The sequence below is a fragment of the Pseudobutyrivibrio sp. OR37 genome (assembly GCF_900113655.1).
Lineage (GTDB): Bacteria > Bacillota > Clostridia > Lachnospirales > Lachnospiraceae > Pseudobutyrivibrio.
The window spans coordinates 99,019-116,151 of the sequence record NZ_FOQF01000004.1 but is presented as its reverse complement, the minus strand read 5'-3'; the positions used below and the strand labels follow the sequence as shown (position 1 = coordinate 116,151).

The 17,133-nt window shown below is 37.4% G+C and carries 15 protein-coding genes; 12 read left to right on the top strand and 3 right to left on the bottom strand.

What is annotated here, in order from left to right; all coding sequences use genetic code 11:
* Positions 1-3: 3 nt before the first annotated feature.
* Entirely contained in the window at positions 4-1,599 is a 1,596-nt protein-coding gene (locus tag BM097_RS03380; protein WP_090545917.1) for a GGDEF domain-containing protein, read from the top strand.
* Here the strand turns inward: BM097_RS03380 and BM097_RS03375 are convergent.
* A complete protein-coding gene (locus tag BM097_RS03375) occupies positions 1,596-1,856 on the bottom strand; it encodes a hypothetical protein (RefSeq protein ID WP_090545915.1) in 261 nt (86 codons plus the stop codon). The two genes, BM097_RS03380 and BM097_RS03375, sit on opposite strands and share 4 nt — an antisense overlap.
* Positions 1,857-1,953: 97 nt before the next feature.
* On the opposite strand from BM097_RS03375, the gene BM097_RS03370 reads away from it, so the two are divergent.
* The 6 genes from BM097_RS03370 to BM097_RS03345 all read left to right on the top strand — a co-directional run bounded on the left by BM097_RS03370 (position 1,954) and on the right by BM097_RS03345 (position 9,399).
* Positions 1,954-2,970 carry a phosphatidylinositol-specific phospholipase C domain-containing protein gene (locus BM097_RS03370; protein WP_177197352.1) on the top strand — a complete coding sequence of 339 codons (1,017 nt, stop codon included), beginning with the start codon at positions 1,954-1,956 and terminating at the stop codon, positions 2,968-2,970.
* 29 nt (positions 2,971-2,999) lie between these two features.
* A complete protein-coding gene (locus BM097_RS03365; RefSeq protein WP_090545912.1) occupies positions 3,000-3,248 on the top strand; it encodes a hypothetical protein in 249 nt (82 codons plus the stop codon).
* A 162-nt stretch (positions 3,249-3,410) separates the two neighbouring features.
* Complete coding sequence (locus BM097_RS03360) at positions 3,411-5,435, top strand: methyl-accepting chemotaxis protein (RefSeq protein WP_242944649.1); 2,025 nt, start codon at positions 3,411-3,413, stop codon at positions 5,433-5,435.
* Positions 5,425-6,426 (top strand): substrate-binding domain-containing protein, encoded by a 1,002-nt coding sequence (locus tag BM097_RS03355; protein ID WP_090545907.1) that lies wholly within the window; start codon positions 5,425-5,427, stop codon positions 6,424-6,426. The genes BM097_RS03360 and BM097_RS03355 overlap by 11 nt, the downstream gene beginning before the upstream one ends.
* 316 nt (positions 6,427-6,742) lie before the next feature.
* A complete protein-coding gene (locus tag BM097_RS03350) occupies positions 6,743-7,642 on the top strand; it encodes a nucleoside/nucleotide kinase family protein (protein WP_090545905.1) in 900 nt (299 codons plus the stop codon).
* A 116-nt stretch (positions 7,643-7,758) separates the two neighbouring features.
* Entirely contained in the window at positions 7,759-9,399 is a 1,641-nt protein-coding gene (locus tag BM097_RS03345; RefSeq protein ID WP_090545902.1) for an alpha-amylase family protein, read from the top strand.
* Positions 9,400-9,525: 126 nt separating this feature from the next.
* Here the strand turns inward: BM097_RS03345 and BM097_RS03340 are convergent, their stop codons facing one another.
* Positions 9,526-9,975: a CYTH domain-containing protein gene (locus BM097_RS03340; protein ID WP_090545900.1), complete on the bottom strand. Its 450-nt coding sequence runs from the start codon at positions 9,973-9,975 to the stop codon at positions 9,526-9,528.
* Between the two features lie 148 nt (positions 9,976-10,123).
* Here BM097_RS03340 and BM097_RS03335 point away from each other — a divergent pair, with 148 nt between their 5' ends.
* The 3 genes from BM097_RS03335 to BM097_RS03325 all read left to right on the top strand — a co-directional run bounded on the left by BM097_RS03335 (position 10,124) and on the right by BM097_RS03325 (position 13,968).
* On the top strand, positions 10,124-13,066 hold the full coding sequence (locus BM097_RS03335; protein WP_090545898.1) for a P-loop NTPase fold protein: 2,943 nt from the start codon (positions 10,124-10,126) through the stop codon (positions 13,064-13,066).
* Between the two features lie 113 nt (positions 13,067-13,179).
* Positions 13,180-13,737 carry an elongation factor P gene (gene efp, locus BM097_RS03330; RefSeq protein ID WP_028235667.1) on the top strand — a complete coding sequence of 186 codons (558 nt, stop codon included), beginning with the start codon at positions 13,180-13,182 and terminating at the stop codon, positions 13,735-13,737.
* Between the two features lie 30 nt (positions 13,738-13,767).
* Positions 13,768-13,968: a hypothetical protein gene (locus BM097_RS03325; protein WP_090545896.1), complete on the top strand. Its 201-nt coding sequence runs from the start codon at positions 13,768-13,770 to the stop codon at positions 13,966-13,968.
* 130 nt (positions 13,969-14,098) lie between these two features.
* On the opposite strand, the gene bioB is transcribed toward BM097_RS03325, so the two are convergent.
* Complete coding sequence (gene bioB, locus BM097_RS03320) at positions 14,099-15,055, bottom strand: biotin synthase BioB (RefSeq protein WP_090545894.1); 957 nt, start codon at positions 15,053-15,055, stop codon at positions 14,099-14,101.
* Positions 15,056-15,206: 151 nt separating this feature from the next.
* Between bioB and BM097_RS03315 the strand changes: the two genes are divergently transcribed.
* Both BM097_RS03315 and BM097_RS03310 read left to right on the top strand, forming a co-directional pair.
* On the top strand, positions 15,207-15,770 hold the full coding sequence (locus BM097_RS03315) for a biotin transporter BioY (RefSeq protein ID WP_090545892.1): 564 nt from the start codon (positions 15,207-15,209) through the stop codon (positions 15,768-15,770).
* Between the two features lie 151 nt (positions 15,771-15,921).
* A complete protein-coding gene (locus BM097_RS03310; RefSeq protein WP_090545890.1) occupies positions 15,922-17,079 on the top strand; it encodes an FprA family A-type flavoprotein in 1,158 nt (385 codons plus the stop codon).
* Positions 17,080-17,133: the final 54 nt, after the last annotated feature.

Genomic DNA, 17,133 nt, shown 5'->3' with positions numbered 1-17,133 from the left:
GTTATGAAACAAAGAAACATGGCCTATTGGGCTCAAAAATTAAATATAATTGCATTAATCATGGCTATTTTAATCATGGTTCTTTGTTATGTCACTACTAATGACGATAAGAAGGATACTATAGATATCGAGATAAAACCATTTTCTGTAGCTCATCTCGCAGATGGTTCTACAGAATATTTTTTCGATTTAACAGATTTTGATTATCATTATTCAGGTATTATGTTTTACACTTCTCATCAGAGGGTAGCAGCATATACCTCAGGTCGTGAAATTTATTCTACTGCCAATGATGGTGGTTTTTGGTCCTCATCTGTTGGTTCTGGTTTTCATTTCATTGATATCAATGAAAATATGCATTTTGTAGCTATTACTATAGCTCCTATATATAAAGAGGTTAAAGATCAGAAATTCACCTTTTTCATTGGAAACTCTTATGAAATGTATAACAATGTAATGGCAAAATCTATGCCTAGATTTTTTATTAGTGTAGTAATCCTTATATTAAGTATTGGTCTTTTTGTTTATTACATGGCTATGTACAAGAAACAAAATCTGGATAGAAAGCTCTTGTATTTAGCATACTTCACCTTTTTCTGTGGAGTATGGTCGATCAATGAGACGGAGGCGTCTTCATTGCTGATGAACAATAAGGTGGTAGATTCACTTGTACCATATCTATGCTTGATGCTTGTAGTGCCACCATTTGTAAAGTTTTTTGATGCTTACTTGGAATTACGTAGCAAATTCATAACAAATATAATTATCTTATATTCTATGATACAGTTTGTGGTGCTTACAGCCCTTCATTTCCTTAAGATTAGGGAATACAGGCAGACACTTGTGTTTGTCCAGATTTTGCTATTTGTTTCTGGTCTCTATCTGGTTGTTGGAATGATTTTCCAGATTATCAGAAATCAAAAAACAAAGCAGAATGAAATATGCGTTGTGGGCTTGTCCTTATTCCTATTAGCATGCATTGTAGATTTTAAAGAATACTATACACATTTAGGAGATGCAGATAAAATCGGACGTTACGTCTTCTTTATATTTGTATTTATTCTTGGAAGAGATTTGATCAATGATGCCAATGTCATTATTGAAAAAGGACGCAGAGCAAAACAGTTAGAGGCCTTTGCCCTTACTGATAGTATGACAGGTCTTTTTAATCGAAATGCTTTCGAAAGTCATGCAAAGGTGGGCAGCACTTTAGATGGCCTAGTTGCTGTAGTGGCAGATGCAAATGGTTTAAAGAAATGTAATGATACCTACGGCCATGAAGCTGGAGATGAATACATTACCACAGTTGCACAAATCTTTGGTGATGTTTATGGCGAATACGGAAATTGCTATAGAACAGGTGGAGATGAGTTCTGCTGTATTATTCCAGCAGGAGAGCATATAAATCTTGAACGCTTGAAAAAGCAGTTTGATGCTAAAATCCTTAAAGCAAATATGGATTACAGATATGAATACGATATAGGTGTGGCACTTGGATATGCCTGCTATGACGCCGATAAGGATACAGATTTTAAAGCATTAGTAAAGCGCGCCGATTCATATATGTATGAAAACAAACGCGCTTCAAAATCCTCTTAGAGCTCTGTAGCGTTCATCCAGTCCACCAGCTGCTGAAGTCCTTCTTCAGTAAATGGCGCAGTGTTTGAAATCTTTTGCTCCTCAGGAGTGTTTTCCGAGCTGTAAGGGCCTGGCCACATTGTGGCTTTAAAAACAGGCTCTTCGGCCCCTTCTTCAACAAACTTTTCAATTTTATAACATTTGTTTTTATCGCTCCCTGTAAATGAGGGAGCTTTTTTATAATATCCTATTGATAATAATCTTTTTCGTTCAATCATAATCTATATTTTAAAGAAACTAAAAGACTTTGTCACTAAAGAATGCTAAAATAATAATAAATAATCGAGAATAATTTTAAGAAATGGGGGCATGCATATGGAGAAGGGACGGATTTTTAGAATAACCTGCGGAGCAATGATTGCAATCATAATAGTAATTTTGATTGCCTTGTTTGTCAGTGATGATAATACTGAAGCTGATTTTGCGATTGATATGGATGCACCATATTCCGATACATCTAACTGGATGCAGTATATAGATGATGAGGTATATCTATCACAGATCACAATACCAGGCACCCATGATTCTGCCGCCTCAAATGTAATGCTAGGATACGTTATGAGATGTCAGGATAATGATATAATTACTCAGCTGGAAGACGGCTATAGATACCTGGATTTAAGAGTTGCAATAGACGATATAAAAAGCGATGGAAAGCTAAAGCTGGTTCATAATTTTGCCAACTGCCACAAGGATGGCAATCTATTTTCAGATTATCTTTATTTCGATGATGTAACTAAGGATTTATACACATTCTTACAGCAACATCCAACAGAAACAGTAATAGTTAATATTAAGATAGAAGACAATAATCATTCTGTCAGTGATATCCAAAAGCTTCTACAAAAGGAACTCAAATCTAACAAAGACTACTGGTACACCCAAGATGAAATTCCAACACTTGCAGAGGCAAGAGGACGAGCTGTTCTAATGACCAGGTTTGAGGATGAAATGGGTACTGGCATTACCGGTCTTAACATGAGCTGGGCTGAGCAGAATAATAGAGTACCTTCTGACATCCCTTACGAGCTATATGTGTACGACAATTGCAGACTATGGGTTCAGGACCGATACAAATATTCTGTGGAGGATAAATACAACGCTGTTGTAGATGGCTTAGAAAATTGCGAAGCTGATGAAAATACTTGGTTTTTTAATTTTACAAGTACCAGCGGTGATGGTAAAATAGGTCATCCAAGGGGTTACGCCAAGACACTAAATGAATTACTAATGGAATATAAACTTAAGCCAGAAACCAGCTATGGAATAATAATCGTAGATTTTGGTAATGCCAATCTGGCAAGACATATTTATTACACAAATTATCGCTAGAATATAAAAAAACAAGGAGGACAGCATATATGGAGAGACAAGAAGAGCAGGAGATTAATCCAATCCTTTTAGAGTTTTTAGACACCGACTCCTTTGAGGAAAAATACAAAATTCTGGTGGCAACACCTGTAATGGATTTTGATAATCTATTAATTGACAATATGGCTTCATCCATCGATGTGGTAATTGAAGACGGAGACATTGATACAAGAGTACAGGATTTAAAGGTTTGTGTCAGAACAAGAGCTAAATACGAAACCACACGTTTCCGCAGATAGTATTGAAACCTATCAAGCAGTCTAGTTTATCTAGGCTGCTTTTTTGTTAAAAAATGAGACAAAAATTAACGAAGGGGTGAATTGTAACACTTAATACACAAATTAGTGTTAAAATTCAGACAATGCATGGTGTACGTGCTATATATTGCGATGGAGGATGCTATGGCAAAACAAGTAAAAGAGAAAAAGGAAAAAGTAATGAAGATTAAGGACAAGCTTCTATTACTAATCATTCCAGCTGTTATTGTTATGATAATCGTGCTGGTAGTGATATCTTCGATTCTGTCTAAAAATAGGATGCAGGAGATGGCACAGGCAAACCTGGAAAGTTCTATTGGAAATCAGGCAGATAACATTAGTTCGTGGCTAAGTGAAAATTTAGAGAATTTTGCCGCAGTCAAAAAGGGAATAGAAGGTATGCAGCCTGATGACGAAGTTTTGGTACAGTACCTGACTTCTTATGTGGGTTCTAATACTAATTCTCCTAATGGTGTATATGTGGCTTCTAATACTGGGGCGGTTTTCTGTGGAAATGGCGCAGATATTTCTATATCTAATCCAACAGAGCAGCAATGGTTTAAGGAAGGCCTGTCACGTGTAAATATGGCCTATGGTAGACCATATAAAAATGCTGATGGTCAGTATGTAATTTCTGCATCGGGAATTATTAAAAGCAATGGTGATGATATAAGGGTTGCAGCAGCAGATGTTACATTGGATCAGATTACTATCATCGTTAATTCTGGTGTAAAGATGAAAAATGCCAGCTCATTTTTGGTGGATACAGATGATATGATGATTCTTGCCCACAGAGATGATAGCCTGGTATCAACCACAATTAGTGATAGCAGTAATGATCCTATTATCAAGGGTGCATATAAGAAGATTTCAGCAGGTGATTATGCAACCGGGGAAATCAGCGGATATACAGTAGCTTTTAGTGAAATATCAGGAACAAACTGGGTGCTTGTTTCTTATATTGCTGATAGCATTATTCTTGCGGATATACAAAAGCTTGGTCTTATTCTTTTTGGTGTTGGTGCCATTGCAGTTGTATTGATTACTATTATGATTAGCGTAATCATCGGACGTGTTGTAAGACCAATCGCATCTATTACCCAGAATATTTCAGCAATGAGCGATGGTGATTTTACTATCGAGGTTGCTAAGGAATCTAACGATGAAATCGGTGTTATGGGTGAACAGGTTGGCAGGTTCGTTGTGCTTATGCGTAAGATGCTTTCAAGCATCAGTGATGAGTCTGATAAGCTAAAGCAGGAATCTGATAACAGTGATAGAGTAAGTAAGGATATGTTTGATGCTTCTCAGTCACAGGAAAATGCAATGGTTAATCTGAAGAATACAGTTGATGAGCTAGCCCTTGCAGTTAATGAGATTGCAGAAAATGCTACTACTCTTGCTATGGTTGTTTCTGATACAAGAGAGAATTCTAATCAGGCTAACGAAAGCATGAAGGAAACTGTTGAAATCAGTAAGCAGGGACGTGCTGATATGGAGCAGCTTTCAATTGCCATGGAAGGAATCAAAAACAGCAACGATGCCTTGGTTGATTCTATTAACCAGGTTGGTAAGGCATCTGAAGAGATTACAAAGATTGTTGGACTTATTGCAGAGATTGCCGATGAGACAAATCTTCTTTCACTTAATGCATCTATTGAGGCAGCCCGTGCTGGTGAGGCAGGAAAGGGCTTTGCGGTAGTTGCTACAGAGATTGGTAAGCTGGCTCAGACATCAGCAGATAGTGCCGATAATATTGCAAGTCTTATCAATGATGTAGGCAAGGCCATTGATTCTGTTGTTGCCCAGGCAGAAAACAGTGCAAGAAACATTGAAGCTAATAGCGAATTAATTGGTACGGCAGTTGAAACATTTGATAAGATTTATAAGAATATTGAAAAGTCAAATGAGCTTCTTGATCTGATGATTCAGGATGTACAGAAGGTTGATGAGGTATCTACTAACGTAGCTGCTATTTCTGAGGAGCAGGCGGCTAGTGCAGATGAAATCCTTGAGACCTCTAAGCACATGGTAGAACAGGCTCAGTCCATTACCTCAAGCAGTCAGGATGTGGCGGACAATTCTCACGAGCTGGCAAATACATCCCAGACTCTTACAGATTATGTACAGCAGTTTAAGATTGTGAAGGAGGACGATTATGAGAGCTAATAACAAAATGAAAAAGCTGGTAGTGCTTCTTTTGACAATCGTTATGGCAACAGGCCTGATGCTAACAGGCTGCGGTAGCAGCAGTGGCGGCGGTTCTGGTTCTGGCAAGGGTGTTAAGGTATTCTATACAGCACCACCAGATGATGATTTTAAGCTTTTGTTAAAAGAATCTCTTCAGGAGAATGCAGCAACAGAGGGTGTTACATTTGATATTGGAGAGGGCTGCAATACAGTTAATGACCAGGTAAATCAGATAAAGGACGCTGTAAGTAGCGGATATAATGCAATTATTTGTCTGCCAGTTGATAGAAGTACTGCACTTCAGCTTGAGGTTGCAGCAGGCGATGTTCCTATTATCTATGTAAATGGTGCACCTGATAAGGAGTTCCTGGAGAAGGATAAATATATGGTAGTCAGCAGCTACGAGCAGGATGCAGGCACCTATCAGGCTGAATATGTTTGGAACGCTCTTGGTAAACCAAGCAGCATAAATGTCGTAATGCTCCGTGGTCCACTGACACATAACGCTGCTATTGCACGTTCCGTATCAGTGTACAAATACTTTAAAGAAAACGGAGTTCAGGTGAATACTGTATTTGATGATAGTGCGGAATGGGATGAAAATAAAGCAAAGGATATGATGGCAATCGTTGAAAAGACAAAGCAGCCATTTGATGCAGTGTTCTGTAACAATGATTCCATGGCAGTTGGCGCAGCAGATTACTTGGCAAGCCACGGCTACGACCTAAGCAAGATCCCTGTAGTAGGTGTTGATGCCACAGTAGGCGGTTGCCAGTCAATTGTCGATGGCAAAATGCAGTTTACAGTATACCAGTCAGCCTCAGGCCAAGGCGCTATGGCTATCAAATGCGTAAAAGCCCTTGTAACCAAAGGCACCGCTGCCGGCCTTGAAGGACTCACTGATGACGGTATCTACATCTGGGTTCCATTCGAAAAGGTTGACGCATCTAACGCTAAGGATTATATGTAAGTCATAGATGAGCTTTGTGGTTAACAAGCTAGAAATAGTTGGCGAGCGCGAGCAGGAGGGCCCCATGTAGTTAAGGAGGGACCCTTTAGGGAGGTTCCCTTGACTGCAATGGGAGGTGGCCTGCGGGAGCATGAAACACTAGGATGCTTGTTAACAAACAAAGCGGACTAAATTACTAATATGTTTTGTATAATTGGACAGTTTTTTCGGTAATTTACATAAAAAAAAGAAATTGCATTTTGTAATTTCTTTTTTTTATGTATAATTATTTGCGTGTTGTTTATGTTTATCTATAGTGATTAGGAGGATTATTATTATGGCTATTGATCTTAAACAATACAGAGACATTCCACATGGCGATATGCCAGGTGACAAGGTAGAAATAGGAGAGGAACACGTAAAGAAGGCACTTGTAATCATGGATTCACTTATGGATCAGCTTGATGCAGTCCTTGACAAGGATGGCAGAGCAGTCATCACAGTTTGTGGCGGTTCGGGAGTAGGTAAGTCTGAGACCGCATCTCTTATCAGTTACATGCTGAATGAGCAGGGCATTGGTGCTTACACCATGTCTGGCGACAACTATCCTAGACGTATTCCAATGTACAACGATGCAGAGCGACTTCGCATTTTCCGCACTGAAGGTGTGAAAGGCTTAGTTAAAGCAGGCGAAGGCAGCATGGAGCACTTCGATATCTTGCGTAAATGGCAGGATGAGGAGACAGATGCTGACAAGGCTCATGTAGCTGAATGCCCATGGGCAGCAGCTTATATTGAAGCTGGTCGCAAAGGATTAGAAGGATACCTTGGCACAAAGAATGAAATTGATTTCGATGAAGTGTCTAGTATTGTAAAGGCTTTCAAGTCAGGCCAGAATAAAATCTACCTTAAGAGAATGGGAAGAACCAGTTCTGAACTTTGGTATGAACAGATTGATTTTACAAACATTCAAGTTCTAGTAATTGAATGGACACATGGTAACAGCGACAACTATGATGGAGTGGATATTCCAATCCTTCTTAACAGTACACCAGAGGAGACTTTGGCTCATCGTAAGGCTAGAAACCGCGATGGCAAGACTGATAGCGCATTCACCATGCTTGTACTTGAGCTTGAACAAAACCTTTTAAAGTCACAGGCCCACAAAGCAAAAATTATTCTTTCTAAAGCAGGTGAACTCCTTTCGTACGCCCAGTACGAGGAGCTTATGAAGTAAGTTAAAATATTTAGATGAGCCTGGTATACAGCAAACTGTCATTGTGTTGGCAAGCGCTAGCATGTAATACTTGGAGCAGTTTGCTGAATAGCAGGCGGATTTTATGGAGGAATAAAATGAACGGACCTATGTTGAATGCTTACCCAGATTCAATGGGCGGCACATTAGATGATATTGTAAAGGTTTTGAGCAAGGAGGATTTAAAGGACGTATTCGAGTCTTTTTACATCTTACCTAGCATTTTTAATACAGATTTAGATAGAGGATTCTCGGTAATTGACTACGGCATTAATGAAGAATTAGGTAGCCGTCAGGCAATCGAAGATATCAAGTCTATGGACATTGATCTTAAGCTTGATTTCATCCTTAATCATGCATCTGTATTATCTAAAGAGTTTCAGGACATTATTAAGAATGGAGAGAATTCTAAGTATAAGGATTTCTTCATCAACTGGAACAAATTCTGGGAAGGCTGCGGCGAGATGACCGAAAATGGTTACATCCAGCCAGATGAAAAATATATCAAAGATATGTTCTTCAGAAAGCCAGGCCTACCAATTCTTATGGTACGTTTCCCAGATGGAAGAAATGTCCCATATTGGAATACTTTCTATCAGGAGGTTCGCTACAAGACAATTGAAGCGGAAGATCTTATGGAAAAGATGGACATCCAGTATGTGGCAGCAACTAGATTAGCTGATGTTGTTAATGCTCAGATTAAAGAGGGCAAGGCAGTAGCTGATTTAGAGCTTGGTAAATATGAAAGCTACCGTGATGCTGTAGTGGATTTACTTGAGAGCAATCGCAGATATTTAGGTCAGATGGACTTAAATATTAAGTCACCACTTGTTTGGGAATTCTACGAGAACACTCTTAAGACATTATCATCATACGGTGCTAAAATCGTTAGATTGGATGCATTTGCTTATGCACCAAAGGAGCCAGGCGAGAAAAACTTTTTGAACGACCCAGGAACATGGGATTTACTTCAGAAGGTTAGAGAGCTTGCAGATAAAAATGGAGTTACATTACTTCCAGAGATTCACGCAAGCTACGGCGAGAAGATTTATGAGCTTGTAGCAAGTAAGGGTTACATGACCTACGATTTCTTCCTGCCAGGCTTACTAATTCATGCAATCGAAAACCATGATAGCTCACTTCTTGTTAATTGGGCTAAGGAATTGGTGGAAAAGGATATTAAAGTGGTTAACATGCTTGGTTGCCACGATGGTATTCCTCTTTTGGATTTGAAGGGACTATTGCCTGAGTCTGAAATTCAAAAGCTCATCGATACCTTAGTTGCGCGTGGTGGATTCGTTAAGGATCTACACGGAGCAAAGAACATGTACTATCAGGTAAATGCTACATACTATAGTGCACTTGGTGAGGATGATAAGAAGATGCTCTTTGCTAGAGCAATTCAGATGTTCATGCCAGGTAAGCCACAGGTATGGTACCTTGATTTGTTTGCAGGAAAGAATGACCACGAAGCTGTAGCACGTGCTGGAGCAGGTGGACATAAGGAAATCAATAGAACAAATCTTTCTCTAGAACAAATCGACGAAGGTCTTAATAAGGACGTTGTAAAGAAGCAGCTTGAGTTGCTTCGCCTTAGAAAGACACATCCTGCATTTGGATTTGACAGTGAGCTTTCTATCAATACCGAAGGTTCAGTTACAACCTTTACATGGAGTAAGGGAGCTGACACCATCACTCTTAAGGCTGATTTTGCAAGCCTTGAATACGAGATTATTTAATACTAAGTAGAGCCACTAGTTACGCTCTCAAGCCTTGGATATTGCTACGCTACGCATGGAAAGCTTAGCTTTAGCAACACCAAGAGCTTGATAGCTACTAGTGGCTCTTATTATACTTAGATATTTTTATTTCAACGGGTTGCCAAATATCATTTCAGAGTTGTGGTAGCGACGGTCGTCTGTTACATCCTCACCAAACCATTCAGGTGGTGTGAAGCTATTGGCCTCTTCTACAGATGGAAATTCTACTTCCGCCATAATCAGCCCATCCATATGCCCAGCAAATACATCTAATTCGATAGTATATGGGGCAAGAGGAATCAGGTATCGGCGCTTGGTAATAAGATAGCCATCAATCTTTTCAGCCAGATGGTTGTAAGCCTCTTCTGTAAGAGCAGCTTCTATTTCTTCATGGGCAAGTAGACCGCTTCCCTTGTAAGTAAGGATGTACTTGTCATTCTTTTTTCGGATTCTAACAACAGGGTGAGTGCAAAGGTATCCCTGTTCAATTTCTACATAATCATATTTCCCCAAATCGGGTAATTCTTTTATTAAAAATTTTCTTTCGATTTCCATAGCTTTACCTCATAAAATATAAATATATAGCAATTATATGTTTTTTATTATGTTACGGCAATAAAAGATATGATACATTATTTATACAGGTGTTGAATAAACAACTACTACATGCAGATAGAAAAAAGATTAAAAAGGGAGAAAAAATATGGATTTTACAAAGTTTGCATACTTAAAAGAGCCAATTTATTTGGCGGTACTTATTGCATTTGTGTGCTTGGAGCAGAGTATAGTGTTTTTTGCTACTACTGTTAGCATTGGTAAATGTGAATTCGATTGCCCTAAAGAAAAATTGCTAAAAAAAATAATAGACTTTATACCTGTGATGGGAGGCGCTGCCCTTACAATCTTTGGAGTATGTAAGTATTGCGAGATTCATACTAAAGCTATTATTAAAGGTGATGTTTCAGATTATTTATGGGTAATGGTTATAGTAGCAATACTATTTGGATATTTTATATGTTTGGGATTATTCAAATATAAAACAAATAGATTAGTTTTGGAGAAAATAGCAGGTAAATCTCTAATAGTGATTTCAATTGCCTGGTTTTCATTTTGCATTATTGGGAGAAAATCTTTTGCGAAGAAATGGGATTGGGTCTTCTATATAATTCTGTTTATGGCGTTGATTTTAAGATTCTTGATAAATCAGTTAAAGTATATTTCTGTCTACGAAGACAATGAAATTGGGGAATCTGATTTGCCTGTGGAAGAATATGAGGATTTGATTAAATCAAGGCAATTTTTGGTAGATAATATATTGGCAGATATAGCTTCAAGAAAAGGAGACGAGCCATTTGCCTTATTGTTAGATGGTCCATGGGGATCAGGTAAGACTTCTGTTGTAAGAAGCATGGCAAAAAAAGCTCAGAAGGAATCTAATAAGGATGATAGAGGAAAGCTAAAATTTGTGTATATAAATGTGGGGTATGGATTAAAACCAAAGACTGCATTCGAAGATGTTTCTAATCAGATAAATAAAGTATTTGAAGAAGAAGGCTTCTGTAATTTAAACAATACAAGTATAGAAAAATATTTCGAAAAGATGTGTAAATTTTCATCAATAATCAAAGATGAGAAAATAGGGGAAATATATGAATTATTTAAGCGCGAAGATAAATCAAAAGAAGAATTGAAGGACGAACTAAATGATTTGCTAGATACCTTTAGAAGTGAAACAAATTCAAAGATTGTAATAGTTATCGATGATTTGGAGAGATGTCCAAAGGATAATGTTATGGGGGTATTAGCCCTTTTGCATGAAACGTTTTCACTTCATAACTGTATTACATTGCTTGTTTGTGCTTATGATAAATTGTATGAAACTATTGGTAAAGATAGTGCAATATTGGATAAGTATATAGATTTAACATATAAAATGCCTCTAGTAACGGATAGGGATATTTATGAGAAGATAATTCTAAAAATTGATGCTAAAGCGGAAGGCAAGTGGGATTTTATAAATACATTTGAAGGTAATTTGATTAACGATAATTTATCAGACCCAGTAGATTATATAGAATCTAAATTGAGAATATATATAAATAGCTTGACTAATCCAAGGACAGCAAAACGCTTATGGAAAAATGGTATTATGGTCGGGGAAAAAATCCTAACAATAACAAACAATAAAAATTATGAATTTGACGGTATTCGTGAGGATAGAGTCAGCGCTGCATATGGGTTGATAAAAACTATTTTTCAGGAAATATATAATGGAATATTTGAAAATGGGCTGGATATTTATAAATCAAGGTATGAAGGTGTTAGTGAAGATGAAAATAAAGCGGTTTTAGATGCATTATTTAAAGAATTAAATAAAACAGAGTGCGAAGCTTTAGACTGGATGATATCATTAGATGAAAATTTAGATCTTGGGGAAAATGTAGATTATGCAAAAAATGCAAAAGGTAAATGGGAAGGAGAAAGAAGTCTAAATAATATCGATGAGTACATCAACTACCTCCCTTCTGACAATAAGATATTAGACGAATTAGTAGAATGGATTAAAGATAATATAGAACTACTTACCGAAGGAAGATTTACAAGATTACGACAGACATATTTTCGATTAATTGATTATTCAGAGGATTGGGGTAAAGTCACTGAGACAATGCTTGATTTGGCAGATGAAAAAATATCTGTTTTGGAAAGTAAAAAAAGCGAGAGTAATAATCCGAAAGTGCTTGAGGAGCTAAATGATTGGAAACAAAAAAGAGACGAATTTATTAATGCGGTAGGTAGAAAATGTTTAGCACAACTTGCTGATTATCTTTGGTTATTGTTTAAAGCATATGGGAATAGTATTCCGATAGAAGCAAACTTAACAAGTATTAATAGTTTAGATTCTTTTGCACAATTCTTATTAAAAATAGATTTATTAAAATTGGATGAACTGAAGAAATATTTAGATGAAAAAAAGAAAGATGACAAAAATTTTATAGGGAAAATGATGTTGAATAATCCAACCTATTTAAATATTGCTATATATTCTGGTGTTATAGTAGATTTCTTTGAAGAAAAAATAAAAAATGAACAAAGAAAAGAAATCAGTAAGGAGTTATTTTCGATTTACATCGGTTCTAATATAATTGTTGGGATAATAGCAACGCTGGACTCTTCAAAACGCAATTCAACACAGAAATTAGAAGAAAAATATACATTAATGGATAGATTACGATATGGAAGTATAAAACACAGTCAGGAAGTAAGTGTTGAAGATTTGTATAATTTTGGGAAATACATAAAAGATAATGGAGAGGAGGATATTACTCCATATTGTTCTACACTATTAAAGATTATTAGTGATAAAATTTCATTGATAGAACAAAATATTAAAAATCCTAAAATTTCCCGAGATGATTTCTTACTATTTATTGTAGCTGCAAAAAGAATTTATAAAAAGTGCAAAGATATTAATACAGAAAATCAAAATAAGATTAAAAGATTTTATGAATATTGTGACATCCCGATAAGATTAGAATATTTACACAGGAACATTGATAAAATATATCCAAAAATCGAGGAATCTGAAGCTATACAAAGCACGGAACCAGACCAGGAAGAAACTGATAATAGTAAAACAAGTTAATAAAACCTTGATAATTTGTCAAGACTAATGTAAAATACTGTATACAAGTGTGGCAATTTGCCAAATGATTTAGGTTAGAAGGCTCAGAGGAGTCATTAAAGGAGGATTTTATAATGATTACAGCCGGTGATTTTAGAAACGGTATGACAATCGAGATGGACAATCAGGTTTATCAGGTTATCGAATTCCAGCACGTAAAGCCAGGTAAGGGTGCAGCTTTCGTTCGTACAAAGCTTAAGAACATCAAGAACGGTGGTGTTACAGAAACATCTTTCCGTCCTACAGAGAAGTTCCCAGCAGCTCGTATCGATCGTAAGGATATGCAGTACCTCTACAATGATGGTGAGCTTTACAACTTCATGGATGTTGAGACATACGATCAGGTAGCTCTTACAGCTGATCAGATTGGTGATGCTCTTAAGTTTGTTAAGGAGAACGAAATCGTTAAGATGCTTTCACACAACGGTTCTATCTTCTCTGTTGAGCCACCTATGTTCGTAGAGCTTCAGATTACAGATACAGAGCCAGGTTTCAAGGGTGATACAGCTACAGGTGCTACAAAGCCAGCTACAGTTGAAACAGGCGCAGTTGTTTACGTTCCACTTTTCGTTGAGAACGGCGAAACAATCAAGATTGATACAAGAACAGGAGAGTACTTATCACGTGTTTAATCTTTTAGATTAAAACTGATAATATTTGATATGGATTACAGAGAATACCCGCTTTCAGAGCTTTTAAAAAACAGAAAAATATTTGCTGTATTTGATGAAGAGTTTCAAAAAGGCACTTGGCTTGATGCTACAGCCTTACTCGGAAGCGAAAGCACAATCAATCAGCTTTATCGTGATGGCACAGTACCTCGCGAAACGCTTGATAAGATTGTAGAAAGACTCTCTAGATAATTGTACATAAAAAGAGTGGCAAACAATTTGTTGCCACTCTTTCTTTATATCTTTGTATTAATCTTTAATGTCCATCCATTAAGCTGAGTGTCTGAATCAGCACAGATATTGATATTTGCATTGTATCTTATTACGCTAATTTGTATCCTAAATTTCTGATATTTTTTAAATCCTCTTCCATAGAAACACCTTTGACTGTAAGCATGTTTCCGGTGATAGTGGCGTTGCAGCCGCCGGTGAAGCATTTCATGCCGGAATCTTCTAATACGTCACGTCCAGCGGCGAATCTGATAAATGATTTTGGGAGAATGAATTTAAAGATTGCGATTATTCGGCGAAGCTCATCCTCATCAAGCATTTCACGGCCTTCCATAGGTGTACCCTTGATTGGCTTAAGCATGTTGATAGGGATGGATTCAGGCTGGATTTCTGTTAGAGCAAATGCCATGTCGATTCTATCTTCCCAGCTTTCGCCTACGCCGAAGACGCCACCACTGCATAGCTCTAAGCCAGCCTCGTGTACCATTTTCATTAATTTGATTTTGTCATCTGTAGTGTGAGTACTACAGAGATTTTTAAAGAATTCAGGACTGCTTTCTATGTTGTTGTGGACACGCTTAAGGCCTGCCTCTTTTAGTAATTCCAAATCCTCTTTATCGATAAGACCGAGTGAAACGCATGGCTTAAGATTTGTGTCCTTTACAATGCGTCGGATATTTTCTGCAATCTGGTTGATTTCAGCCTTAGTAAGGCGTCTGCCAGAGGATACCTGGCAGTATCTGGCTACACCCAGGCCATCATATCTTTTTGCATCGGCAGATACATAGTCAGCATCTCTTACGGCAAAGGTTTCTATGTTGGCAGATGAACAGCTAGACTGAGCGCAGAATTTGCAGTTTTCGGAACAGCGACCTCCCTTTACGCTAAGGATTGCGCACATATCAAATTCGTCACCATTGAAGTGCTTTCGAAGTCTATCAGCTTCAGCACAAAGCTCTTCAAGGGGAGCATCAACAAGAGATAGTGCTTCTTCTTTAGTGATACATTCCCCGCCTATAATTTTGTTTGTTAGTTCTTTGATTTCCATAGTATTATTCTCCATTTACAAAAGATTGTTTCTTATATAATCTTAATCGAAATGGAAATTATGTCAACCTAAATTAGTAATAAGGTTGACAATCTGAAAACGATTTATTATTCTATATATGCTAAAAATTTAATGCACAGGAGAAAATATAATGGATAACACTTTTAATCAAACAAATTCAAAGCAGTTGCTTTCTACAAAGCGTATGGTAATTTGCGCATTGTTTGCAGCCATTCTTTGCGTATCTGCTTATTTAAGCATCCCAACACCACTTCCAATGGCTCCAAAGATTACACTTATGAACTTCGTAGTTTTCTTGATTGCGTTGCTGTTTCCAGTGACAGAGTCTTTCTTAATTGGTTTAGTGTGGTTTTTACTTGGTGCCGTGGGGCTTCCAGTATTCATCGGTGGTGGTAGTGGAATAGGATATCTTATCGCTCCATATGGTGCATACACATGGGCATTTGTAGTAGTATTTATTGTCCTTCCTCTTATTCGTGGTAGGAAGTACAACAGAATATGGTACACAATTTGTGCTATAATCGGCGTGCTTATTATAGATGTAATTGGAATGTTATACCTACAGCATTCAATGAGCTACGATTTTAAAACAGCATTTTTAACAGGATTCATACCATTCATTCCACTTGATTTAGTTAAGGCAGTGGTTGCTGCACAAATCATACCAGCCTTCAAAAAGATTATGGAAGTTTAGTTTTTAGAATGTAATTTAGACCAGCAAATGTGCTGGCTGACAGATTGAAAAGCCTTGGCAATTGCGCCAGGGCTTTTTCACAAATTTTTAATAGTGTATACATGCAGTATTTGGTAAGATAGAGATAGAGTGAGTAAGGAGGATATGTTTAATGGAAATTATGATTTCTGATTCAGTTAGATATATAGGTTGTAATGACAAGAACATAGATTTGTTTGAGAGTCAGTATCCCGTACCAAATGGGGTTTCCTATAATTCTTATGTAATCATTGATGAAAAGATAGCTGTTATGGATACAGCGGATCCAAGGGTTACCGACCAATGGCTTGAGAATCTTGAGGCAGAGCTTAAAGGACGTACTCCAGATTATTTGGTGGTATCTCATATGGAGCCAGACCATGCAGGCTCCATCAGAACTTTCTTGGAAAAGTATCCTAAGACAATAGTTGTTGGAAATGCTAAAACCTTTCCTATGATGGCGCAATTCATGGATGCTGGTCTTTTCGAAAATAGAAAGCATGTTGTGGCTGAGGGCGATACATTAGCTTTAGGTGAGCATGAGCTTACTTTTATTATGGCACCAATGGTTCATTGGCCAGAGGTTATGGTTGAATATGAATCGACAGAGAAGATTCTATTTTCAGCTGATGGCTTTGGAAAGTTTGGCACACTTGATGTGGACGAACCATGGATAGATGAAGCCCGTAGATATTATCTTAACATTGTTGGTAAGTATGGCGCTTCAGTTCAGGCATTGTTGAAAAAAGCTGCCACACTTGATATAGAAAAAATTTGTCCATTGCACGGACCAATTTTGACAGAGAATTTAGGTTATTATATTAATCTTTATGATACATGGAGCAGCTATAAGCCAGAGGAGGAAGGAGTACTTATCGTATCAGCATCAATCCATGGCAATACAAAAAGAGCAGCATTAAGGCTCAATGAAAAGCTGCAGCAGGCAGGTGTAAAAACACATTTTATCGATATTACAAGGGATAGCATGTCTGAGGCTGTTGCACAGGCATTCTATTGGGATAAGATGGTATGCCTTGCAGCTACCTATGATGGCGGTTTATTCCCACCAATGCAGGATTTCCTACATCATCTAACAGCAAAGGCATACCAAAATCGTAAGGTAGCCTTCGTAGAAAATGGCACATGGGCACCACAAGCTGCAAAATGTATGAAGGCAATTTTAGAGCCAATGAAGAATTTGGAGTTCGTCGAGCCAGTGGTAACTATCAAATCCACATTAAGTGCTGAAAACGATTCCCAATTAGACACCTTAGTTGACGCAATAAAATAAAATTTTTATTGAAATATATTAATTTAGCAAGTATAGTATTATGATGAGCGAGTT